Source organism: Streptomyces sp. NPDC004788, assembly GCF_053601115.1.
The window spans coordinates 1-20,490 of record NZ_JBSGBF010000124.1 but is presented as its reverse complement, the minus strand read 5'-3'; the positions used below and the strand labels follow the sequence as shown (position 1 = coordinate 20,490).

At 73.0% G+C, this 20,490-nt stretch carries 22 protein-coding genes and 1 riboswitch; of the genes, 12 read left to right on the top strand and 10 right to left on the bottom strand.

The window, feature by feature from the left end:
• Positions 1 to 154: 154 nt before the first annotated feature.
• The 3 genes from ACWEJX_RS34025 to ACWEJX_RS34015 form a co-directional block, all read right to left on the bottom strand.
• Positions 155 to 553, bottom strand: a complete 399-nt coding sequence (locus ACWEJX_RS34025; RefSeq protein WP_451611276.1) for a DUF3040 domain-containing protein — start codon at positions 551 to 553, stop codon at positions 155 to 157.
• A gap of 331 nt (positions 554 to 884) precedes the next feature.
• Positions 885 to 1,673: a class I SAM-dependent methyltransferase gene (locus ACWEJX_RS34020; protein WP_403798321.1), complete on the bottom strand. Its 789-nt coding sequence runs from the start codon at positions 1,671 to 1,673 to the stop codon at positions 885 to 887.
• 66 nt (positions 1,674 to 1,739) lie between these two features.
• Positions 1,740 to 2,270 carry an SAV_6107 family HEPN domain-containing protein gene (locus ACWEJX_RS34015; RefSeq protein WP_451611275.1) on the bottom strand — a complete coding sequence of 177 codons (531 nt, stop codon included), beginning with the start codon at positions 2,268 to 2,270 and terminating at the stop codon, positions 1,740 to 1,742.
• A gap of 149 nt (positions 2,271 to 2,419) precedes the next feature.
• On the opposite strand from ACWEJX_RS34015, the gene ACWEJX_RS34010 reads away from it, so the two are divergent.
• The 5 genes from ACWEJX_RS34010 (at position 2,420) to ACWEJX_RS33990 (ending at position 8,419) form a co-directional block, all read left to right on the top strand.
• Positions 2,420 to 3,337: an ATP-binding cassette domain-containing protein gene (locus tag ACWEJX_RS34010; protein WP_451611274.1), complete on the top strand. Its 918-nt coding sequence runs from the start codon at positions 2,420 to 2,422 to the stop codon at positions 3,335 to 3,337.
• The gene (locus ACWEJX_RS34005) at positions 3,309 to 5,396 is read left to right on the top strand and encodes a YhgE/Pip family protein (RefSeq protein WP_451611273.1); all 2,088 of its coding nucleotides are present in this window, start codon (positions 3,309 to 3,311) and stop codon (positions 5,394 to 5,396) included. The genes ACWEJX_RS34010 and ACWEJX_RS34005 overlap by 29 nt, the downstream gene beginning before the upstream one ends.
• Before the next feature lie 46 nt (positions 5,397 to 5,442).
• Complete coding sequence (locus tag ACWEJX_RS34000; protein ID WP_451611272.1) at positions 5,443 to 6,051, top strand: TetR/AcrR family transcriptional regulator; 609 nt, start codon at positions 5,443 to 5,445, stop codon at positions 6,049 to 6,051.
• A 291-nt stretch (positions 6,052 to 6,342) separates the two neighbouring features.
• Positions 6,343 to 6,960, top strand: a complete 618-nt coding sequence (locus ACWEJX_RS33995) for a DUF4126 domain-containing protein (protein WP_451611271.1) — start codon at positions 6,343 to 6,345, stop codon at positions 6,958 to 6,960.
• Positions 6,961 to 6,991: 31 nt separating this feature from the next.
• The gene (locus tag ACWEJX_RS33990) at positions 6,992 to 8,419 is read left to right on the top strand and encodes a phytoene desaturase family protein (RefSeq protein ID WP_451611270.1); all 1,428 of its coding nucleotides are present in this window, start codon (positions 6,992 to 6,994) and stop codon (positions 8,417 to 8,419) included.
• 25 nt (positions 8,420 to 8,444) lie between these two features.
• Here the strand turns inward: ACWEJX_RS33990 and ACWEJX_RS33985 are convergent, their stop codons facing one another.
• The 5 genes from ACWEJX_RS33985 to ACWEJX_RS33965 all read right to left on the bottom strand — a co-directional run bounded on the left by ACWEJX_RS33985 (position 8,445) and on the right by ACWEJX_RS33965 (position 12,805).
• Entirely contained in the window at positions 8,445 to 9,251 is an 807-nt protein-coding gene (locus tag ACWEJX_RS33985; RefSeq protein WP_451611269.1) for a hypothetical protein, read from the bottom strand.
• A gap of 51 nt (positions 9,252 to 9,302) precedes the next feature.
• Positions 9,303 to 10,220 carry a methylenetetrahydrofolate reductase [NAD(P)H] gene (metF, locus tag ACWEJX_RS33980; RefSeq protein ID WP_451611268.1) on the bottom strand — a complete coding sequence of 306 codons (918 nt, stop codon included), beginning with the start codon at positions 10,218 to 10,220 and terminating at the stop codon, positions 9,303 to 9,305.
• Positions 10,221 to 10,392: 172 nt separating this feature from the next.
• Positions 10,393 to 11,043 carry a thiamine phosphate synthase gene (gene thiE / locus ACWEJX_RS33975; RefSeq protein WP_451611267.1) on the bottom strand — a complete coding sequence of 217 codons (651 nt, stop codon included), beginning with the start codon at positions 11,041 to 11,043 and terminating at the stop codon, positions 10,393 to 10,395.
• A gap of 96 nt (positions 11,044 to 11,139) precedes the next feature.
• Positions 11,140 to 11,514 carry an Rv2175c family DNA-binding protein gene (locus tag ACWEJX_RS33970; RefSeq protein ID WP_403798348.1) on the bottom strand — a complete coding sequence of 125 codons (375 nt, stop codon included), beginning with the start codon at positions 11,512 to 11,514 and terminating at the stop codon, positions 11,140 to 11,142.
• Between the two features lie 43 nt (positions 11,515 to 11,557).
• Complete coding sequence (locus tag ACWEJX_RS33965) at positions 11,558 to 12,805, bottom strand: NAD(P)/FAD-dependent oxidoreductase (RefSeq protein WP_451611266.1); 1,248 nt, start codon at positions 12,803 to 12,805, stop codon at positions 11,558 to 11,560.
• A gap of 82 nt (positions 12,806 to 12,887) precedes the next feature.
• Positions 12,888 to 13,000, top strand: a riboswitch (TPP riboswitch).
• On the opposite strand from ACWEJX_RS33965, the gene thiO reads away from it, so the two are divergent.
• The 6 genes from thiO to ACWEJX_RS33935 all read left to right on the top strand — a co-directional run bounded on the left by thiO (position 12,998) and on the right by ACWEJX_RS33935 (position 18,726).
• Positions 12,998 to 14,236 (top strand): glycine oxidase ThiO, encoded by a 1,239-nt coding sequence (gene thiO, locus ACWEJX_RS33960; RefSeq protein ID WP_451611265.1) that lies wholly within the window; start codon positions 12,998 to 13,000, stop codon positions 14,234 to 14,236. It overlaps the preceding riboswitch by 3 nt.
• Positions 14,233 to 14,433: a sulfur carrier protein ThiS gene (thiS, locus tag ACWEJX_RS33955; protein ID WP_451611264.1), complete on the top strand. Its 201-nt coding sequence runs from the start codon at positions 14,233 to 14,235 to the stop codon at positions 14,431 to 14,433. Before thiO ends, thiS begins: the two co-directional genes overlap by 4 nt.
• 5 nt (positions 14,434 to 14,438) lie before the next feature.
• Positions 14,439 to 15,233, top strand: coding sequence for a thiazole synthase (locus ACWEJX_RS33950; protein ID WP_403798359.1), 795 nt, complete (start codon positions 14,439 to 14,441; stop codon positions 15,231 to 15,233).
• 121 nt (positions 15,234 to 15,354) lie between these two features.
• Positions 15,355 to 17,244 (top strand): Stk1 family PASTA domain-containing Ser/Thr kinase, encoded by a 1,890-nt coding sequence (gene pknB, locus ACWEJX_RS33945; RefSeq protein WP_451611263.1) that lies wholly within the window; start codon positions 15,355 to 15,357, stop codon positions 17,242 to 17,244.
• A gap of 6 nt (positions 17,245 to 17,250) precedes the next feature.
• Complete coding sequence (locus ACWEJX_RS33940; RefSeq protein WP_451611262.1) at positions 17,251 to 18,099, top strand: deoxyribonuclease IV; 849 nt, start codon at positions 17,251 to 17,253, stop codon at positions 18,097 to 18,099.
• Positions 18,100 to 18,165: 66 nt separating this feature from the next.
• Positions 18,166 to 18,726, top strand: coding sequence for a DUF4396 domain-containing protein (locus tag ACWEJX_RS33935; protein WP_451611261.1), 561 nt, complete (start codon positions 18,166 to 18,168; stop codon positions 18,724 to 18,726).
• Between the two features lie 32 nt (positions 18,727 to 18,758).
• Here the strand turns inward: ACWEJX_RS33935 and ACWEJX_RS33930 are convergent, their stop codons facing one another.
• On the bottom strand, positions 18,759 to 19,403 hold the full coding sequence (locus tag ACWEJX_RS33930) for a sulfite oxidase-like oxidoreductase (RefSeq protein WP_403798371.1): 645 nt from the start codon (positions 19,401 to 19,403) through the stop codon (positions 18,759 to 18,761).
• 188 nt (positions 19,404 to 19,591) lie between these two features.
• Between ACWEJX_RS33930 and bfr the strand changes: the two genes are divergently transcribed.
• On the top strand, positions 19,592 to 20,068 hold the full coding sequence (bfr, locus tag ACWEJX_RS33925; protein WP_132915621.1) for a bacterioferritin: 477 nt from the start codon (positions 19,592 to 19,594) through the stop codon (positions 20,066 to 20,068).
• Between the two features lie 8 nt (positions 20,069 to 20,076).
• On the opposite strand, the gene ACWEJX_RS33920 is transcribed toward bfr, so the two are convergent.
• A complete protein-coding gene (locus ACWEJX_RS33920; protein ID WP_403798376.1) occupies positions 20,077 to 20,358 on the bottom strand; it encodes a (2Fe-2S)-binding protein in 282 nt (93 codons plus the stop codon).
• Positions 20,359 to 20,490 lie beyond the last annotated feature (132 nt).

Genomic DNA, 20,490 nt, shown 5'->3' with positions numbered 1-20,490 from the left:
CCCACGGGGGGGGGGGGGGGCGGTGGGGGGGGGGGGCCCAACACGGTCGGCCCCCCCCCCGGGGGGCGGGGGGCACGGCCCACAACTTGGGGGGCCCCCAACTTTGCGGGGCGGCCCCACTCATGTCGACGTGTTCGGCGAGGCGCAGGCCGCCTCAGTGATGGCCGCCCTGCTGCTCGTCGCGCCGGCGCTGCCAGCGTTCTTCGATGCGGGTCATCATCGAGCGGCGCTGCCGGGTGCGATGGCCGCCGGCGGCGGCTCCGCGCAGGTGTTCGCCCGGCTTGGGGGCCTTGCGCCAGCCGGTGACCGCCAGGACCGCGCAGCCCAGCATGACGAGGAAACCCACCACGCTGATCCAGATCTGCTGGGCGACCATTCCGGCCATGAGGAGCGCGATACCCACCAGGAAGCCGGCGACTGCCTGGTAGACCCGTCGCCGGGTGTACGTACGCAGTCCGCTTCCCTCGAGCGCTGTCGCGAACTTGGGATCTTCGGCGTACAGCGCTCGCTCCATCTGCTCGAGCATTCGCTGCTCGTGCTCCGAGAGCGGCACGGAGTCCTCCTAGTCGTCGGTCGCGGGGGCGACCGGTTTGCGGCCCTTTCAGGATAGGCAGGGAATCGCCCCCGTGAAACCCGCCCTCAATGCCAAATCGCCAATCCGGGCCGCCATGCGGATCGGATGCTGAGGCGTTGATTCCCCGGCCCCCAGTCCGTCATGCCGGATGGTGTCTTCCGATCATACGGGGACAAGTCCCCGTTCGGCGGGGCTGTGGCGTACTCCATCCGCCGCTGCGCCGCTGATCAGCGGGTACTCCGGCGCACCGGGGCCGGGGCCCCGGTGCACGGCCGTGCGGGTGGCACGCTCGCGCGCGTGACCGGTGCGGTCAGGCGTGCTTCGTGCCCAGGACGTGGAGCTGGGTGGCGATCGCCTGGAAGGACGGCAGCTCGGCGGCCGCCGCCTCCAGGCGGAGCAGGGCCTCGGCGGCGCCGGGCTCGGTGTCGACGAGGACGCCGGGCACGAGGTCGGCGAAGACCCGTACGCCGTGCACGGCGCCGACGTCGAGGCCGGCGTCGGCGGCGAGGCCGGTGAGCTGGTCGGCGGTGAAGCGCCGCGGCACCGGGTCGCCGGCGCCCCAGCGCCCGTCCGGGTCGCTCAGCGCGTTCCGGGCCTCGGTGAAGTGGCCGGCGAGCGCGCGGGCCAGGACGGCGCCGCCGAGGCCGGCGGCGAGCAGGCTGAGGCTGCCGCCGGGCCGCAGCGCGGCGGCGGCGTTGCGCACGCCCTCGGCCGGGTCGTCCACGTACTCCAGGACGCCGTGGCACAGGACGGTGTCGAAGCCCTCGCGGTCGACGACGTCGAAGAGCCCGCGGATGTCGCCCTGGACGCCGGTGACCCGGTCGGCGACGCCGGCCTCGGCGGCGCGCCGCTCCAGGGCGAAGAGCGCGTTGGGGCTGGGGTCGACGACGGTGACCCGGTGGCCGAGGCGGGCCACCGGGACCGCGAAGTTGCCGGAGCCGCCGCCCGTGTCGAGGACATCGAGGCCGTCCTGCCCGGTGGCCTTGACCCGGCGGTCGAGGGCGTCTTTGAGGACGTCCCAGACGACGGCGGTGCGCAGGGAGGCACGCGACGGGCGCGAGGTCGCCTCTCGACCGGAGACAGCGGAAGGGTCCGACACGGCTGTTGACTCCTCGGTGACGGTGGCTTACTCCCCCACCCTATGGCCTGAGGCGTGCTGCACCGATCATCCCGTGGCCTCCCCGGCACCGGGCTGCCTCGGCAGCACCGGCTGGAGCGCGAGCAGCCGCTCCACCAGGCGCAGGAAGAGGGCGGCGTCGCGGAGCAGGTCGTCGGCGTCGCGGCGGCTGGCGGCGCCGGTGATGCCCGCCTCGGCACGGGCCCGGCGCTCGGCGCCGGAGGCGAAGAGGGCGCTCCACTCCGTGAGCTCGGGCGCTATCTCCGGGAGCACCTCCCAGGCGCTGCGGATACGGGCCCGCCTGCGTGGGTCGCGCTCGGGCCGGCCGCGGGCGGCGAGCACGGCGGCGGCGGTGCGCAGGGCGGCGAGGTGCGCGGTCGCGTACCGCTCGTTGGGCACGTCGAGGGCGGCGGCCTCGTCGAGTCCGGCCCTGGCCTTGGCGAGCAGGTCGAGGGCGGCGGGCGGGGCCGACGTGCGGCGCGGGACGGGGTGGATGTCGGACGCGGGTCCGAGCTGGGCGGGGGCAGGGCGACTTCCGGTGTGGCGCCGGGGCGTGGCTGCGGCGGGGTTGCCGGCCATGACGAGCCTCCTGTCGTCGGGTGACGGCGCTGTGGCCGTATGTGCTCATCGTGCACGGCACCACTGACAATCGCGCTGACCTGGGGCTTTGCCAGCAGGCCGACTCAGCGGTAACTTTTGAACTGACTGGTCAGTTCAAAAGAGGGGGGATGGTGGAAGCGAACCACGGCGCCGCCGTCGTCGCGGACGGATTCGGACTGAAGGGCCCGCGCGGCTGGGCGTTCCAGGGGATCGGCTTCGAGGCCGCCCCCGGCAGCCTCGTCGCCATCGAGGGCCCTTCCGGGTCGGGCCGCACCTGCCTGCTGCTCGCGCTCACCGGCCGGATGAAGGCCCAGGAGGGCCGTGCCGAGGTGGGCGGGCTGTCGCTGCCCCGCAAGATGGCGGCCGTGCGCCGGATCAGCGCACTCGGCCCCGTCCCGGGCGTCAGCGACCTGGACCCGGCCCTGACCGTCGCCGAGCACCTGCGCGAGCGGGCCCTGCTCCAGCGCCGCTTCGACGGTTCCCTCAAGGCCCTGCTGCGCCCGCCGGCCGAGCGCCGCGCCGCCGCGAAGGCCCGGATCGACGAGGCCCTGGCCGCCGCCGGACTCGACCTCGCGACCCTGCCGAAGGGCGACCGCACCTCCGTACGCGATCTGGAGCGCCTGGAGGCGCTGCGCCTGTCGATCGCGCTCGCCCTGATCGGCGAGCCCCGGCTGCTCGCCCTGGACGACGTCGACCTCAAGCTGTCGGACGCCGACCGCGCCGAGGCCTGGGGCCTGCTGCGGTCCCTCGCCGCGGCCGGCACCACCGTCCTCGCCGTCTGCAGCGAGGCCCCCGAGGACGCTCTGAAGGTCTCCACGGCCCCCGCCCCGAGGCGCACCAAGCCGGCGGAGCCGGCCGAGCCCACGAAGGCCGAGCCCGCGGAGACCGAGTCCACGAAGACCGAGCCCGCGAAGACCGAGCCCGCGGAGACCGAGTCCGCGAAGAGCGAGGCCACGAAGGCCGAAGCGGCCGACGTCGCCACCGAAAACGACACGAAGTCCGAGAAGGGGGAGTCCGGTGCGCTCGCACAAGCTCGCCGCGCTTGAGCTGAAGCGGTTCGGCAGGGGGAAGCTGCCGCGGGCCGCGCTCGTCGCGATCCTGCTGCTGCCGCTGCTGTACGGCGCGCTGTACCTGTGGTCGTTCTGGGACCCGTACAGCAGGCTCGACAAGATCCCCGTGGCCCTCGTCAACGAGGACAGGGGCGCCACCGCCGGCGGCCAGAAGATCACCGCGGGCGCCGACATCACCAAGAAGCTCCGCGACAGCGCCGTCTTCGACTGGCACGAGGTGAGCGACGCCGAGGCCCGCGCGGGCGTCGAGGACGGCACGTACTACCTGTCCCTGACGATGCCCGCCGACTTCAGCGAGCGGATCGCCTCCAGCTCCGGAGACTCCCCCGAGACCGGTGCCCTGAAGGTCCGTACGAACGACGCCAACAACTACATCGTCGGCTCGATCTCCCGCACGGTCTTCTCCGAGGTGCGCGCCGCCGCCTCCACCAACTCCTCGCGCAAGTTCCTCGACAAGATCTTCATCTCCTTCTCCGACCTGCACGACGCCACCGCCGAGGCGGCCAAGGGCGCCGGTGACCTCAAGGAGGGCGTCGACAAGGCGAAGGCCGGCTCCAAGAGCCTGGCCGACGGCCTGAAGGACGCCAAGAAGGGCAGCGGTCAGCTGGCCGGCGGCATCCGGAAGCTCGACAAGGGCTCCGCGGACCTGGAGAGCGGTTCGCGTCAGGTCGCCAACGGCACCCAGCAGCTCGCCGACAAGGTGAACGGCACCGCCGACAAGGTCCGCCCCTACCTCGCGAACAACGGCAAGTCGATCCGCGACACCGCCCGCCTCGTCTCCGACTCGGCGACCGCCGTCCGGCACAACCTGGACGACCTGGTGCGCCGGGCCCCGATCGCCCGCAGCGCCGCCCACAAGGCCGACGAGGACCTGTCCGCGTACTACCAAAAGCAGTGCACGGACAACCTGCTCGCCGACGCCAAGGGCTGCGCGCTGCTGAAGAAGGCATCGGTCACCGCCGGCGACGTCTCGAAGATCGCCGACGACCTGAACGAGCTGACCAAGGACAGCAACGGCGACCTGAAGACCCTCGACGCCCGGCTCGCCAAGCTCAAGAAGGACGCCGACGAGCTGGCCCGGCGCGCTCCGCACCTGGACCAGGACGTCGAGGGCGCCATCAAGAAGATCAACGAGCTGAACGCGGGCGCCCACAAGGTCGCCGACGGCGCCGACCGGCTGCACACCGGCCTCACCAGCGCCCGTTCCGGCTCGGCCGGCCTCGACACCGGCGTCGGCAAGCTGAAGAAGGGCGCCGGTCAGCTCGACGGCGGTCTGTTCAAGCTGGCGGACGGCTCGGGCCAGCTGGCCACCGGCCTCAAGGACGGCGTCGACAAGATCCCCGACTACGACAAGCAGGACCGCGACCGCCGCACCGAGGTCATGGCCGACCCGGTCAGGCTCGCCGCCCAGTCGATGCACAAGGCGCCGAACTACGGCACCGGCTTCGCCCCGTACTTCATCCCGCTCTCCCTCTGGGTCGGCGCGATGGTCGCGTACATGATCATCCAGCCGCTCAACCGGCGCGCCCTCGCCGCCGGCGCCTCCGCCTGGCGGATCGCGCTCGCGGGCTGGCTGCCGGTCGCCGCGATCGGCGTGCTCCAGGTGGGCGCCCTGATGTCCGTGCTGCACTGGGGCCTCGGCCTGCAGATGGCCAGGTCCGCCGGCACCGTCGGCTTCCTCGCCCTGGTGACCTGCTGCTTCGCCGCCATCATCCAGTGGCTCAACGCCCGCTTCGGCGCGGCCGGCCGCATCCTGGTGCTCGCGGTCCTGATGCTCCAGCTCACCTCGGCGGGCGGCACCTACCCCGTCCAGACCAGCCCGGGCTTCTTCAACGCCATCCACCCCTACCTGCCGATGACCTACGTGATCGGGGCGCTGCGCCGGCTCATCACCGGCGGCCCCCTCGGGCCGGTCTGGCAGGCGGTCGCCGTGCTCGCCGCCTTCACGCTCGGCGCGCTCGCGCTGACCGCGGTCTCCGCCCGGCGCAAGCAGGTGTGGACCCTGGACCGGCTGCACCCCGAACTGTCCCTGTAAGAAGACGGTCTCTGCGAGAAGACCGGTCTCTGTGAGAATCGAGCCCATGGACAGCAGCAGCACCAGACGGCAGGCCACCCGCGCGAAGCTCTACGAAGCGGCCGTCACCCTCATCGCGGAGCAGGGCTTCTCGGCGACCACGGTGGACGAGATCGCCGAGCGGGCCGGGGTGGCCAAGGGCACCGTCTACTACAACTTCAAGAGCAAGACGGAGCTCTTCGAGGAGCTGCTGCGGCACGGCGTGTCCCTCCTCGCCGCCTCCCTGCGGACGGCGGCCGAGGAGACCGCCGCGCGCGGCGGCACCCGGATAGAGGCGCTGGACGCGATGATCCGGGCCGGCCTGGTCTTCATCCAGCGCTATCCGGCCTTCACCCAGCTGTACGTGGCGGAGCTGTGGCGCACCGGCCGGGCCTGGAACTCGACCCTCCTGGTGGTCCGTCAGGAGGCCGTCGCCGTCGTCGAGAACGTGCTGCGCGAGGGTGTGACGGCCGGTGAGTTCAGCGACGAGATCGACGTGCAGCTGACGGCGTCCGCGCTGGTCGGCATGGTCCTGGTGGCCGCGCTCGACTGGCAGGCCTTCCAGAGCGAACGCTCCCTGGACGACGTGCACTCCGCGCTCTCGCGGCTGCTGCACGGCCGCGTGCACGGCTGCTGAGCCCGGGCGTCCCGCCAGGTCCGGAAGCCCGCCGGGTCCGGGAGCCTGAGAACGCAGGAACCGCAGGAAACGCCGGTCCGGCGAGGCTCGATCCCCCCGAGCCTCGCCGGACCGGCGTGGTTTCACAGCGGCAGGCGCGCGGCGCCGTTCCGCCGCCCCGTGTCGGCGGTGCCGGAGCCGCGCCCCTTCCGTGCGGTCCACTCTCCCTTCCGCGCAGGTCACGGCCCATCCGCGCACCTACTCATCTCGGCCTCTAGGTACGCGTACTCAGGGCTGGCTACGATCGCGGACGTGTCCGTACTCCCCCTGGTCTTCACCAGCGGCTGGGCGAGCGGGATCAACGCCTACGCCGTGGTCCTGCTGCTCGGCGTGCTCGGCGCGACCGGGCTCACCGACGAGGTGCCCGAGGCGCTGCAGCGGCCCGACGTGCTGATCGCCGCCGGGCTGCTGTTCCTGTGCGAGGCGGTCGCCGACAAGATCCCGTACGTCGACTCCGTCTGGGACTCCGTCCACACGGTGATCCGGCCGGTCGGCGGGGCGGTGGTGGCCGCGCTGCTCGCCGGGCAGTCGGGTTCGCTGCCCGAGCTGGCGGCGGGCGCGGTCGGCGGCTCGACGGCCCTGCTGAGCCACGCCGTGAAGGCGGGGACGCGGATGGCGGTCAACACCTCGCCCGAGCCGTTCTCCAACATCGTCCTGTCCACGGCGGAGGACCTCGGGGTGGCCGGTCTGGTCGCGCTGGCGCTCTTCCATCCGGTCGCGGCGGCGAGCGTCGCCGCCGTCCTGCTCGTCCTCGGTCTGGCGACGCTGGGCTTCCTCGTCCAGCGGATCCGCCGCTTCCGGCGCCGCCGGGCCCAGCGCCGGGCGGAGAAGCGGCTCGCGGCACAGCCGGTCCGGCCACCTTCCGGGTGAAGTGTCAGTGGGGGCCGATAAGGTCCCTGGCATGGCACGGATTGTGGTGATCGGCGCGGGACTCGGCGCCATGGCGGCCGCCGCCAGGCTCGCGGTGGCGGGCCATCGGGTGACGGTGTACGAGATCAACTCGACGTACGGCGGCGGCGTGCGCCGGCTGGAGCGCGACGGCTTCGGGTTCGACACCGGCCCGGGGCTGCTCCATCTCCCGGCCGTGTACCGCGATCTGTTCGTGAAGACCGGCAAGCAGCCGCTCGAGGAGTGCGTGACGCTCACCCAGGTCGATCCGGCGAGCCGTCATGTCTTCGCCGACGGCACGACGGTCGATCTGCCGAACGCCTCGCGGGCGGGCACGGTCGCCGCCCTGGACGCGGCGCTCGGCGCGGGCGCGGGCGAGCGCTGGGGCGAGTTCCTGGTGCGGGCCCGCGAGACGTGGGACCGCACCCGGCGCCCGCTCCTGGAGGAGCCGCAGGCCGCGGACACCTCGGCGCTCGGCCGGGAGCCGTATCCGGCGGTCAAGGCGGGCCTGCTGCGCCGCCCGACCACCACGCTCGCCCAGATCGGCGCCCGCGAGCTGCGCGACCCGCGGCTCGCCGCGCTCCTCGACTCGTACGCGTGGGGGTACGGCTTCGACCCGGCCACCGCCCCCGCCTCGGCGGCCGTGCTGCCGTACATGGAGCAGACCTTCGGCAGCTGGTACGTGGCCGGCGGCATCCGGGCGCTCGCGGACGCGGTGTACGAGCGGTGCCTGCAGCGGCGGGTGGAGTTCGTCTTCGACACCGAGGTCACCGACGTGCTGCGGGAGCACGGCCGGGCCGTCGGGCTGAAGCTGGCGGGCGGCGAGACCGTGCTCGCGGACCACGTCGTCGCGGGCGCGCCCGTGCCGATGCTCTATCAGGAGCAGATCGTCGGCTGGGAGCGGCAGGACGAGTGGCCGCACTTCCAGCCGGTGCGGACGGGCCGGGTGACGGTCTGTCTGGCGCTGCGCGGCGGCCGGGAGTCCGGCGCCGTCCACCGCACGGTGGTGCACGCCACCGGGGACCTGCCGACCGTGACGGTGCTGCGGCCCGACGACCCGGCGCTGCGGCCGGACGACGCGCACGAGTCGGTGACGGTCACGGCGACGGAGGGCGTCCTGTCGTCCTGGGACGAGTTCGCCGAGAAGATGCTGATACAGGCCGAGATGGTGGTGCCCGGCCTGCGCGAGCGGCTGCTGTGGCGGGAGGTCCGCACCCCCGACGACACGCTCCTGGAGACGGGCGCGGCCGAGGTCCCGGGGCCGGCCCTGGCCGGGGACCGCGGCCGCTGGCTGCCGGCGGCGAACGGGTCACCGGTTCCCGGGCTCTATTTCGTCGGCGGCTGGTCGCACCCGGGAGGCGGGCTGGCGCACGCCGGCATGTCGGGCGCGCTGGTGGCCGGTCTGATCGTGGAGGGCGCGGACTTCCGCGGCTCGCAGTGACCGCCCGGCCCGTCGCGGTCGGGGGTCAGTAGCGGTACTGCTGGTCCTCGCCGTATCCGTACGGCTGCTGGTGCTGGTGCTGGTCCGGGTGCTGCTGGTCGGTGTCGCGCTGCTGCGGCACCCAGATGCCGCCGGGCGGGGTGTCGTAGGTGTACGAGGGGGCGTACGGGTCGGCGTACGGCTGCTGAGGGTAGGCGCCGTACTGCTGGCCGGTGTCCGCGTACTGCTGCCCGGCGTCCGCGTACTGCTGGCCGATGTACGGGTCCGAGTAGGCCGCGTACTGCTGCTGGGCCTCGGCTCCGTAGTCGTACGCGGGCTGCTGCTCGTACCCGGTGGCGTAGGGGTCGGCGTACTGCGGCTGCTGCTCGTACGAGGTGCCGTAGACGGCGTACTGGCCGGTGTCCTCGGGGAGCGGCTGCGGCTCGTACACGGCCGTGGTCTCGGCCGCGGCCAGGGCGTCGTCCCCGGCTGCCGGGTCGGCGGAGTCCGCCGGCTCGTACGAGAGGTCGGTGACCTCCAGGGTCGGACCGGTCCGGTCCGCGGACGGCCGGGAGCGACGGCGTCGGCTGGCGCCCGGGCGGCCGCCGAGGGCCCAGCCGGTGGAGAAGCCGCGCCGGAAGGAGAGGGTCACATAGGTCTGGCCGACGGCGAAGGCGACGGCGCCGAGGACGATGACGACCACGGACGGCAGCAGCACGCCGAGCACCACGCCGAGGAAGCCGCCGAAGGCGAGCAGCCGCCAGCGCAGCCGCGCCTTGTACTGCAGCAGCACCTCACCGAGCAGCCACAGCGCCACGACACCGAACGCGATGTAGAGGACCGTCCACCCCATGCCCGCCCCTCTCCTACGGCCTCCGCCGCGGGTAGGGGCGGGTACGGCCGGTCAGGACTGCGCGTGCAGTCCGAGATTCTCGTAGATCTCGAGCGTCGCCCTGGAGTTGTTGAGCGTGATGAAGTGCAGTCCGGGGACACCCTCGGAGAGCAGCCGCGCACAGAACTCCGTCGCGAACTCGATGCCCATGGAGCGTACAGCGGCCGGATCGTCCTTGACGGCGAGGATGCGCTCTTTCACGTGCGCGGGGAAGGCGGCGTTGCTCAGGGTGGGCAGCCTTTCCAGCGTCTTGAGGCTGACGACGGGCATGACCTCGGGGATGATCGGGGTCTCGCAGCCGGCCTTCTCGACGCTGTCGCGCAGTCGCAGGTACGCCTCCGGGTCGAAGAACATCTGGGTGATCGCGTAGTCGGCGCCGGCCCGGCACTTGTCCACGAAGTGGCGCACGTCGGTGTCCCAGTCCAGGGACCGCGGGTGCATCTCGGGGAAGGCGGCGACGCCCACGCAGAAGTCGCCGGACTCCTTGATCAGCCGGACCAGGTCGGCCGCGTAGTGGACGCCCTCGGGGTGGGCGACCCACTCGCCGAGCGGGTCGCCCGGCGGGTCGCCGCGGACGGCGAGCATGTTCCGGATGCCGGCGTCGGCGTACTGGCCGAGGATGTTGCGCAGCTCGGCGACGGAGTGGTCGACGGCGGTGAGGTGCGCGACCGGGGTGAGGGTGGTGTCGGAGGCGATCTTCTGGGTGGCCTTGACCGTGCCGCCGCGCGTGGAGCCGCCGGCGCCGTAGGTCACGGAGACGAAGCTCGGTGCGACCGCCTCGATGCGGCGCATGGCGTTCCAGAGGCTCTGCTCGCTCTTCTCGGTCCGGGGGGCGAAGAACTCGAAGGAGTACGTGGTGTCGCCGGACGCGAGGATCTCGCGGACCGTGCGTGCACGGTCCGAGCGGACGGAAGCGGTACCAAGGGCCATACGGGCAGGTTAGACGCGGTCCAAGGTCGGGGTGAAGCCGAGTCCGCGTTGTGGACACCTTTCAGGACACCCTGGCCGCCCGTCCCAGCATCCGGATGCCCGGATTCCGCGCGCCGGACGATGCGCCGGACCGGGCGACGTGCCCCGCCCCGGGGCGTCGGCGGCGCCGCTGTCAGGCGAGGCGCTCGCGGACCCGCTTGGCGAGGGAGGCCGCGGCGGCGGCCGGGTCGGCGGCCTCGGTGAGGGCGCGGACGACCACGATCCGGCGGGCGCCGGCGTCGAGGACCTCGTCCAGGTTGGTCTCGTCGATGCCGCCGATGGCGAACCAGGGGCGGTCCTGGGCGAGCCCCGCCGCGTACCGCACGAGGTCGAGGCCCGGGGCGTACCGTCCCGGCTTGGTGGGGGTGGGCCAGCACGGCCCGGTGCAGAAGTAGTCCACGCCCGGCTCGGCGGCGGCCGCGGCCACCTCCGTCTCGGCGTGGCAGGAACGGCCGATCAGCACCTCGTCGCCGAGGATGGCGCGGGCGGCGGGCACGGGCAGGTCGCCCTGGCCGAGGTGGAGCACGTCGGAGCCGATGGCGTGGGCGACGTCGGCCCGGTCGTTGACGGCCAGGAGCTTGCCGTGGCGGCGGCAGGCGTCGGCGAGGACGGCCAGGTGCTCCAGCTCCTCCCCCGCCTCCATGCCCTTGTCGCGAAGCTGCACGATGTCGACGCCGGAGGAGAGCACGGCGTCGAGGAAGTCGGGCAGGTCGCCCTGGCGCTTCCGGGCGTCGGTGCACAGGTAGAGCCGGGCGTCGGCGAGCTGCGCGCGAGGCGTGGACATGGTGTTTCCCCCCTGGTGGGTGGTGCCGGTGCCGGGCCGGCCCGGAAGGGACCGGCCCGGCACCCGCAGGTGCTGTGGAACTGCTCGGCGATTGCGTCAGACGGCGAGCGCCTGGGCCCGGCGCTTCACCTCCGTGCCGCGATTCTCGCCGAGGGCCTGCGCGGGCGTGCCCGGCAGGGTCGGATCCGGAGTGAAGAGCCACTCCAGCATCTCTTCGTCACTGAAGCCGTCGTCCCGCAGGAGCGTCAGGGTCCCGGAGAGGCCCTTGACGACCTTGCCGTCCTGGATGAAGGCGGCCGGCACCTGGAGGATCTTCTCGCCGGGGCGCACCTCGCGGCGCACGGCGATCAGCTGGCCCTCCTTGACCAGCTGCCGGACGCGCGTCACCTCGACGTCCAGCATCTCCGCGATGTCGGGGAGGAAGAGCCAGGCGGGGACGAGAGCATCGGTCTTTGCGTCAATCTCGGTCACGGGACAAGCCTGCCATCCCGGACTGACAGTCGGTAGTCGGGCCCTACCGGACTGCGGCCTTCAGGGGGACGGACGGGTCCGCGGCCCGTGCCGGGTCGACCGCGGCGCGCTGCTCGACCAGCCGCCGCCCCTGGGCCAGGTCGCGCGGCCGGCCGACCGCGAGCAGGGCCACGGGGACGTCGTCGCGCAGCCAGAGGACGGTCCACGCCGGTTCGGCCGGGTCGCCGCGCCACAGCAGGGTGTCGGCGGCGCCGTGGTGGCCGGCGTACTGGACGAAACGGCCGAACTGCTCGGACCAGAAGTACGGCACCGGGTCGTAGGCGGGGACGGTCGAGGCGGGCGCCCCGTCGACCTCGGCGACGATGGCGGCGGCGACCGTGCGCGGGCCCTGGAGGGCGTTGTCCCAGTGGTGGACGAGGAGCCGTTCGCCGTAGCGGGCGGAGGGGAAGGAGGCGCAGTCGCCGACGGCGTACACGTCGGGCAGCGAGGTGCGCAGCCGGTCGTCGGCGCTGAGCGCGCCGCTCGGGTCGAGGGCGGCGCCGGAGCCGGCCAGCCAGTCGGTGGCAGGGCGGGCGCCGATGCCGACGACGACGGCGTCGGCGGCGAGTTCGACGGTCCGCCCGTCCGCGTCGGTGAGGACGACCCGGCCCTCCTCGACGCGGTCGACGCGGGCGGCGAGCCGGAGTTCGGCGCCGCTGTCGGCGTACCAGCCGGCCATCGGGGCGGTGACCTCGGCGGGCAGCGCGCCGGCCAGCGGCCGGTCGGCGGCCTCGACGACGGTGACGGCGCAGCCGGCCTCGCGTGCGGCGGTGGCGAACTCGGCGCCGATCCAGCCGGCGCCGACCACCACGATGTCGTGGCGGCGCGCCAGGACGGTGCCGAGCCGGGCGGCGTCGTCGAGGGTGCGCAGCAGGTGCACGCCGGGGACGCCCTCGCTGCCCGGCAGGGTGAGCGGGTGGGCGCCGGTGGCGACGACGAGGGTGTCGTACGGGACCGGGCCGGCCTCGGTGTCGACCTCGTGGGCGCCGGGGCGGAGCCCGGTGACCTCGACGCCGAGGCGGAGCTCGACGCCGAGTGACTCGAAGTCGACGTCGAAGGCGGAGTCCTCGGCCTTGCCGAGGAGGACCGCCTTGGAGAGCGGCGGCCGGTCGTAGGGCTGGTGGGGCTCGGCGCCGATGAGGGTGACGGGGCCGGTGAAGCCCTGTTCGCGCAGGGCGACGGCGGTCTGCACTCCGGCCATCCCGGCGCCGGCGATCACTACACGGTGGGGAACCTGCTTCTGCTCGCTCACCCGACCACCTTACGCATCTGACGAATCGTCAGGAAGGGAGGGTCCTGCGGGACCGGGCCGGCTGCGGTTAGTCTGACCGGCGTAGAGCACTCGCGGGAGCCTGGACGCACCGGGCTGAGAGGGAGGCTGACCGGCCTCCGACCGTACGAACCTGATCCGGGTCATGCCGGCGAAGGGAGGGGCTGGACGCCCATGTCGCGTACCACCGGTCGAACCGGCACATCCGGAACATCCGGCACATCCACCGCTGTCGACGTCCTCGTCGTCGGGGGCGGAATCATCGGCCTGGTCACGGCCTGGCGGGCCGCGCAGCGCGGACTGCGCACCGCCGTGGCCGACCCCGGACCGGGCGGCGGGGCCGCCCGGGTGGCGGCCGGCATGCTCGCCGCCGTCACCGAACTCCACTACGGCGAGGAGACCCTCCTCGGCCTCAACCTCGAATCCGCCCGCCGCTACCCCGACTTCGTCGCCGAGCTCACCGAGGCCTCCGGCGGCCTGGACACCGGCTACCGCGCCTGCGGCACCCTCGCCGTCGCCCTCGACGCCGACGACCGCGCCCACCTGCGCGAACTGCACGCCCTGCAGACCCGCTGCGGGCTGGCCTCGGAGTGGCTGAGCGGCCGCGACTGCCGGCGCCTGGAGCCGATGCTGGCGCCGGGCGTCCGGGGCGGGCTGCGGGTCGACGGCGACCACCAGGTCGACCCGCGACGGCTCGCCGCCGCGCTGCTGGCCGCGTGCGAACGGGCCGGGGTGGTCTTCCACCGCGCCGTGGCCGAGCGGCTCACGGTGGTACGGGACCGGGCCCGCGGCGCCGTCCTGGCCGGGGGCGCGGAGGTGACCGCCGACCAGGTCGTGCTCGCCGCGGGCAGCCTGAGCGGGCGGCTCGACGGCGTACCGGCGGAGGTGCTGCCGCCCGTGCGGCCCGTGAAGGGGCAGGTGCTGCGGCTGCGGGTGCCGCCCGCGTACGCGCCGTTCCTCTCCCGGACCGTCCGCGCGGTCGTCCGCGGCAGCCACGTCTACCTCGTGCCGCGCGAGAACGGCGAGCTGGTCGTCGGCGCCACCAGCGAGGAGCTGGGCTGGGACACCACGGTCACCGCCGGCGGGGTGTACGAGCTGCTGCGCGACGCGCATGAGCTTGTCCCCGGCATCACCGAACTGCCCCTCACCGAGACGCTCGCCGGGCTGCGCCCCGGCTCCCCCGACAACGCGCCGCTGCTCGGCCCCAGCGCACTGCCCGGGCTGCACCTGGCGACCGGCCACTACCGCAACGGGGTGCTGCTCACCCCGGTCACCGGCGACCTCATGGCGGAGGCCCTCACGACCGGCGCCCTGCCGGAGGAGGCGCGCGCCTTCACCGCCCGCCGCTTCTCCCCCTCCCACCTGAGCTCCCCCGCCCACCCGGACTCCCCCGCACACCTGGAGCACGCATGAACCTGTCCGTGAACGGCGAGGGCCGGGTCCTGGACGGCCCCGTGTCCCTCGACGCCCTCGTCGCGACCCTCACCGCCGCTCCGGCCGGAGTGGCCGCCGCCGTCAACGAGACCGTCGTCCCGCGCAGCCAGTGGGCCACGACCCTGCTCGGCGACGGCGACCGGGTCGAGGTCCTCACCGCGGTACAGGGAGGCTGAGCGCGATGTCCGACGACGTCTTCCTGCTCGGCGGTACGGAGTTCTCCTCCCGCCTCATCATGGGGACGGGCGGGGCGCCCAGCCTCGACATCCTCGAACGCGCGCTGGTGACGAGCGGCACGCAGCTGACCACCGTCGCCATGCGCCGCCTCGACCCGACGGTGCGGGGGTCCGTCCTCTCCGTCCTCGACCGGCTCGGCATCCAGGTCCTGCCGAACACGGCCGGCTGCTACACGGCCGGCGAGGCCGTGCTGACCGCGCGGCTCGCGCGGGAGGCGCTCGGCACGGAGTGGATCAAGCTGGAGGTCATCGCCGACGAGCGCACGCTGCTGCCGGACGGCGAGGAACTGCTCGCCGCGGCGGAGACCCTCGTCGACGACGGCTTCGTCGTCCTCCCCTACACGAACGACGACCCGGTCCTCGCGCGCAAGCTGGAGGACGTCGGCTGCGCCGCGATCATGCCGCTCGGCTCCCCCATCGGGTCCGGCCTCGGCATCCGCAACCCGCACAACTTCGAGCTGATCGTGGAGCGGGCGGGCGTGCCGGTGATCCTCGACGCGGGGGCCGGCACCGCCTCCGACGCGGCCCTCGCCATGGAGCTCGGCTGCGCCGCCGTCATGCTCGCGTCCGCCGTCACCCGGGCCCAGGAGCCCGTCCTCATGGCCGACGCCATGCGTCACGCGGTGGAGGCCGGCCGGCTGGCCCACCGCGCGGGCCGCATCCCGCGCCGCCACTTCGCGGAGGCGTCGTCCCCGACGGACGGCCGCGCCCGCCTGGACCCGGAACGCCCGGCGTTCTGACGGTCCGCGGCCCCCGCCCCGGCGGGGTGCGGGGCCGCCGCCGACGGCGCCGCGTCACAGCTGCGCTGCAGTCCCGGCCGCGCGGCCGGGGGTGTCGTACGGCCCTCGTAGACTCGACGCCGTGGACACGACCCTTCAGGACCCCCTCGTCGGGCGGCTGCTCGACGGCCGCTACCGCGTCGAGGCGCGCATCGCCCGCGGCGGGATGGCCACGGTCTACCGGGCCGTGGACACCCGGCTCGACCGGGTGCTCGCGCTCAAGGTGATGCATCCGGAGCTGGCGACGGACGCCGCCTTCGTGGAGCGGTTCATGCGGGAGGCGAAGTCCGTCGCGCGGCTCGCGCACCCCAACGTCGTCGGGGTGTTCGACCAGGGCGCGGACGGGGCGTACGTGTACCTGGCGATGGAGTACGTCGCGGGCTGCACGCTCCGGGACGTGCTGCGGGAGCGGGGCGCGCTGCGGCCCCGGGCGGCCCTCGACGTCCTGGAGCCGGTGCTCGCCGCGCTGGGCGCCGCGCACCGGGCGGGGTTCGTGCACCGGGACATGAAGCCGGAGAACGTCCTGATAGGGGACGACGGCCGGGTGAAGGTCGCGGACTTCGGGCTCGTACGGGCCGTGGGCACCGCCACCGACACCACCGGCGCGGTCCTCGGCACCGTGTCGTACCTCGCGCCGGAGCAGATCGAGCACGGCACCGCCGACACCCGCGCGGACGTGTACGCGTGCGGAGTCGTCCTGTACGAGATGCTGACCGGCGCCAAGCCGCACTCCGGCGACACCCCGGCGCAGGTGCTCTACCAGCACCTGAACACCGACGTGCCCGCCCCGTCCGCCGCCGTCCCCGGCCTCGCCGGGGAGCTGGACGCCGTGGTGGCGAGCGCCACCGCGCGCGACCCCGAGCTGCGGCCGTACGACGCGGTCGCGCTGCTCGCGCAGGTCCGTGACGCCCGCGCCGGGCTCACCGAGGAGCAGCTGGACGCCGTACCGCCGCAGGAGCGGGCGGCCGAGGAACCGAGCAGCCCCGAGGAGCGGACCAGCGTCATCCCGCGCATCCGGCCGATGCCGGTGGAGCACACCAGTTTCCTGCCGGCGCCCGAACCGGCACCCGCGGCGCGCCGCCGCCGGCCCCGTGGCCCCCTCCTCGTCGTCGCCGCCGTCCTGCTCGCCCTCGGCATCGGGAGCGGCGTCTGGTACATCAACGCCGGTCAGTTCACCCGCGTCCCGGCCGTCCTCGGCCAGACCGAGGCCCAGGCCACCAAGCGCCTCACCGCCGCCGGCCTGGACGTGAGCACGACGAAGCGCGACTTCAGCGACGTGTACGAGCGCGGCACGGTCATGGCCGTCGACCCCGCGCCCGGCGAGCGGATCCGCGGCAACGGCCGGGTGACGCTCACCCTGTCCCGCGGCCCGAAGGTCGTGAAGGTCCCCAAGCTCAAGGGCGTCCCGCTCGCCGAGGCGAAGAGGCGGCTCGCCGACGAGGGCCTGGCGCCCGGTGTGATCACGTACGACTTCAGCCAGTCCGTCGCCCAGGGCGCGGTCATCGGCTCCGACCCGGAGCCCGGCACCGAGCGCAGCCCGGACTCGGCCGTCGCCCTCGTCGTCAGCAAGGGCGCGCCGGTCGAGGTCCCGGACGTCACCGGCGAGTCGGTGGAGGACGCCACGGCCACGCTCCAGGACGCCGGCCTGAAGGTCACGGTCGCGCCGGAGCGGGTCAACTCGCCCGAGGACGCCGGCACCGTCGCCGCGCAGTCCCTCGCCCAGGGCAGCCGGGCCGCCGAGGGTGACGCGATCACCCTCACCGTCTCCAAGGGCCCGAAGATGGTCGAGGTCCCGGACGTCGTCGACATGAAGACGGCGGAGGCCAAGCAGGAGCTGGAGGACGCCGGCTTCGTGGTGAAGGTCGAGAAGACCTTCCCGTTCCTCGGCGACACGGTCTCGGGCCAGTCCGTGGAGGGCGGCTCGACCGCCGCCGAGGGCTCCACCGTCACCATCACGATCAAGGGACTGTAAGAACTCATGCGCAACCCCGTCGGCGGCCATGTCCCCGTGGCCGGCGGCCTCGCCACCACCGGTCTCGGCTACGCGCGCGAGCTGGGCGCCGAGACCGTGCAGGTCTTCGTCGCCAACCCGCGCGGCTGGGCCACCCCGCCCGGCAACCCCGCCCAGGACGAGCTCTTCCGGGCCGGCTGCGAGGCCGAGGGCCTGTCGGCCTGGGTGCACGCCCCGTACCTGATCAACTTCGGCTCGCACACCGAGGCCACCGTGGAGAAGTCGGTGGAGTCGATGCGGCACTCGCTGCGCCGCGGCCGGCAGATCGGCGCGCGGGGCGTCGTCGTGCACACCGGCTCGGCGACCGGCGGCAGGCCGCGCGAGGTGGCGCTCGCGCAGGTACGGGAGCGGGTGCTGCCGCTGCTCGACGAGCTGACGCACGACGACGACCCGTTCCTGCTCCTGGAGTCGACGGCCGGGCAGGGCTCGTCGCTCTGCTCGCGGGCGGAGGACTTCGGACCGTACTTCGACGCGCTGGACCGCCACCCCAAGCTCGGCATCTGCCTCGACACCTGCCACATCTTCGCCGCGGGCCACGACCTGACCGGCCCGGACGGCGCCACGCGCACGCTCGACGAGCTGATGGCGGTGGTCGGCGAGGGAAGGCTGAAACTGATCCACGCCAACGACTCCAAGGACGTCGTGGGCGCGCACAAGGACCGGCACGCGAACATCGGCGTCGGTCACATCGGCGAGGACGGCTTCCGCAACCTCCTGAGCCACCCGGCCACGGACGGCGTGCCGTTGATCATCGAGACTCCGGGCGGGACGCCCGGCCACAAGGCGGACGTGGAGCTGCTGAAGAAACTGCGTTGAGGAATACCCCAGGGGGGTATAGCGTTCCTGAGTGAGCAGGAACGGTCACCAACCCTGGGGGCACCCATGCAGCACGAAGCGCACGCCCACCACGAGCACCACGGCACCACCGCCCACGAGAGTCACGAGCACCACGCCCGTCACGGTCACGACCACGGCCACGGCCACGACCACCGGGGCCACGGCCACGGCCGGGTCAGCTGGTCCATGGCCGCCCAGGCGACGCTGCACTGCCTCACCGGCTGCGCCATCGGCGAGGTGCTCGGCATGATCGTCGGCACCGCGTTCGGCTGGGGCAACGCGCCGACGATGGTGCTCGCGATCGTCCTGGCGTTCTTCTTCGGCTACACCCTCACCCTGCGCGGCATCCTGAAGGCCGGCGTCGACTTCAAGACCGCCTTCAAGGTCGCGCTCGCCGCCGACACCCTGTCCATCGCCGTCATGGAGATCATCGACAACGGCGTGATCGCGCTGTGGCCGGGCGCCATGGACGCGCACCTGTCCGACGCGCTGTTCTGGATCACCCTGGCGATCTCGCTCCTCGTCGCCTTCCTCCTGACCACCCCGGTCAACAAGTGGATGATCGGCCGCGGCAAGGGCCACGCCGTCGTCCACCAGTACCACTGACGCACCACTGACGGAAGGCCGACGGGAGTCGGTCAGAGCTCAGGGCCGTCGCCCGGCTCCTCCTGGTACGAGTAGCGCTGCTCCGTCCACGGATCACCGATGTTGTGATAGCCGCGCTCTTCCCAGAAGCCACGCCGGTCGGCGGCCATGTACTCCACGCCCCGCACCCACTTCGGACCCTTCCAGGCGTACAGGTGCGGCACCACGAGCCGCAGCGGGAAGCCGTGCTCCGCCGTGAGCAGCTCGCCGTCCTTGTGGGTGGCGAAGATCGTGCGCTCGTCGGCGAAGTCGGAGAGGCGCATGTTGGCGCTGTAGCCGTACTCTGCCCAGACCATCACGTGGGTCACGTGGGGCGCGGGCGGGGCCAGCTCCAGGATCGTCCGGGCAGCCACGCCGCCCCATTCGGCCCCCAGCATGCTGAACTTCGTCACGCAGTGCAGGTCCGCCACGACGGTGGCGAAGGGCAGCGCCGAGAACTCCTCGTGGTTCCAGCAGCGCTTGTCGCCGTCCGCGGTCGCCCCGAAGACCCGGAACTCCCAGCGCTCCGGCTTGAAGCGGGGTACGGGGCCGTAGTGGGTGACCGGCCAGCCGCGCTGGAGCCGCTGCCCCGGCGGCAGATCCGTCACCGCCGCCACCGCTGCTTCCTCCCGGCGATCTCCGCCCTCCGGCTGACCCATGCCATCCATGGTGACAGACCGCGAGGGGTGGTCATGACCAGCCATGCACCGACATCCCGGGGATATTCTGACTATTAGGACAACTGTCGGTAAGCCTGCACTTACTGGACGCGACCCATGACCACTGCAAGGATGCGGCCATCCTGCCCAGTGGCGGCACCGACATGGCGTGGAAGGATTCCGAAGCGATGCAGGGCGACCCCGAGGTCCTCGAGTTCCTCAACGAGCAGCTGACCGGCGAACTGACCGCGATCAACCAGTACTGGCTGCACTACCGCATCCAGGACAACAAGGGCTGGACGAAGCTCGCGAAGTACACCCGCGAAGAGTCCATCGACGAGATGAAGCACGCGGACAAGCTGACCGAGCGCATCCTCATGCTGGACGGGCTGCCCAACTACCAGCGCCTCTTCCACGTCCGGGTGGGTCAGACCGTCAAGGAGATGTTCGAGGCCGACCGGCAGGTCGAGGTGGAGGCGATCGACCGCCTCAGGCGCGGGATCGAGGTCATGCGGGCCAAGGGCGACGTCACCTCGGCGAACCTCTTCGAGGAGATCCTGGCGGACGAGGAGCACCACATCGACTACCTCGACACCCAGCTGGAGCTGATCGAGCAGCTGGGCGAGGCGCTGTACTGCTCGACGCTCATCGAGCAGCCGAGCTGACCTTCCGGCTAGGCGGCCTCTGACAGCCTGGGAACCTCGGAGAACTCGGTGACCTCGGAGATCTCGGCGACCTCGGCCGTCAGGGCCGGGCGGCCCTGGTCGACCAGTTCCCGTCGCGGGCAGTTGCCGCGCCCGAGAATGGCCTGAATACGCCGTACGCACGAGCCGCAGTCCGTGCCCGCCTTGCAGGCCGAGGCGATCTGGCGGGGCGTGCAGGCGCCGGCCTCCGCGTGCTCCTTGACCTGCTTCTCCGTGACTGCGAAGCATGAGCAGACGTACACGCGGTTCACCTCCCGCCGAGTGATCGATAAGGCTAACCTAACCTTACCCGGCGGGCAGGTGGCCGGCGCTGTTCGAGCACGCGGGCGGTCAGCCACACGAACCGCTCGGCCCGCGCGAGCGGCGAGGCGTGTGCGGACCCC

What these genes read in the sequence shown, in the direction of transcription:
- ACWEJX_RS34015 (WP_451611275.1), bottom strand. Translation starts at nt 2,270, where the DNA reads ATGGCCGGCAACCCCGCCGCAGCCACGCCCCGGCGCCACACCGGAAGT.
- ACWEJX_RS34010 (WP_451611274.1), top strand. Translation starts at nt 2,420, where the DNA reads ATGGTGGAAGCGAACCACGGCGCCGCCGTCGTCGCGGACGGATTCGGA.
- ACWEJX_RS34000 (WP_451611272.1), top strand. Translation starts at nt 5,443, where the DNA reads ATGGACAGCAGCAGCACCAGACGGCAGGCCACCCGCGCGAAGCTCTAC.
- ACWEJX_RS33990 (WP_451611270.1), top strand. Translation starts at nt 6,992, where the DNA reads ATGGCACGGATTGTGGTGATCGGCGCGGGACTCGGCGCCATGGCGGCC.
- ACWEJX_RS33985 (WP_451611269.1), bottom strand. Translation starts at nt 9,251, where the DNA reads ATGGGGTGGACGGTCCTCTACATCGCGTTCGGTGTCGTGGCGCTGTGG.
- metF (WP_451611268.1), bottom strand. Translation starts at nt 10,220, where the DNA reads ATGGCCCTTGGTACCGCTTCCGTCCGCTCGGACCGTGCACGCACGGTC.
- thiE (WP_451611267.1), bottom strand. Translation starts at nt 11,043, where the DNA reads ATGTCCACGCCTCGCGCGCAGCTCGCCGACGCCCGGCTCTACCTGTGC.
- thiO (WP_451611265.1), top strand. Translation starts at nt 12,998, where the DNA reads ATGTCGCGTACCACCGGTCGAACCGGCACATCCGGAACATCCGGCACA.
- thiS (WP_451611264.1), top strand. Translation starts at nt 14,233, where the DNA reads ATGAACCTGTCCGTGAACGGCGAGGGCCGGGTCCTGGACGGCCCCGTG.
- ACWEJX_RS33950 (WP_403798359.1), top strand. Translation starts at nt 14,439, where the DNA reads ATGTCCGACGACGTCTTCCTGCTCGGCGGTACGGAGTTCTCCTCCCGC.
- ACWEJX_RS33940 (WP_451611262.1), top strand. Translation starts at nt 17,251, where the DNA reads ATGCGCAACCCCGTCGGCGGCCATGTCCCCGTGGCCGGCGGCCTCGCC.
- ACWEJX_RS33935 (WP_451611261.1), top strand. Translation starts at nt 18,166, where the DNA reads ATGCAGCACGAAGCGCACGCCCACCACGAGCACCACGGCACCACCGCC.
- ACWEJX_RS33930 (WP_403798371.1), bottom strand. Translation starts at nt 19,403, where the DNA reads ATGGGTCAGCCGGAGGGCGGAGATCGCCGGGAGGAAGCAGCGGTGGCG.
- bfr (WP_132915621.1), top strand. Translation starts at nt 19,592, where the DNA reads ATGCAGGGCGACCCCGAGGTCCTCGAGTTCCTCAACGAGCAGCTGACC.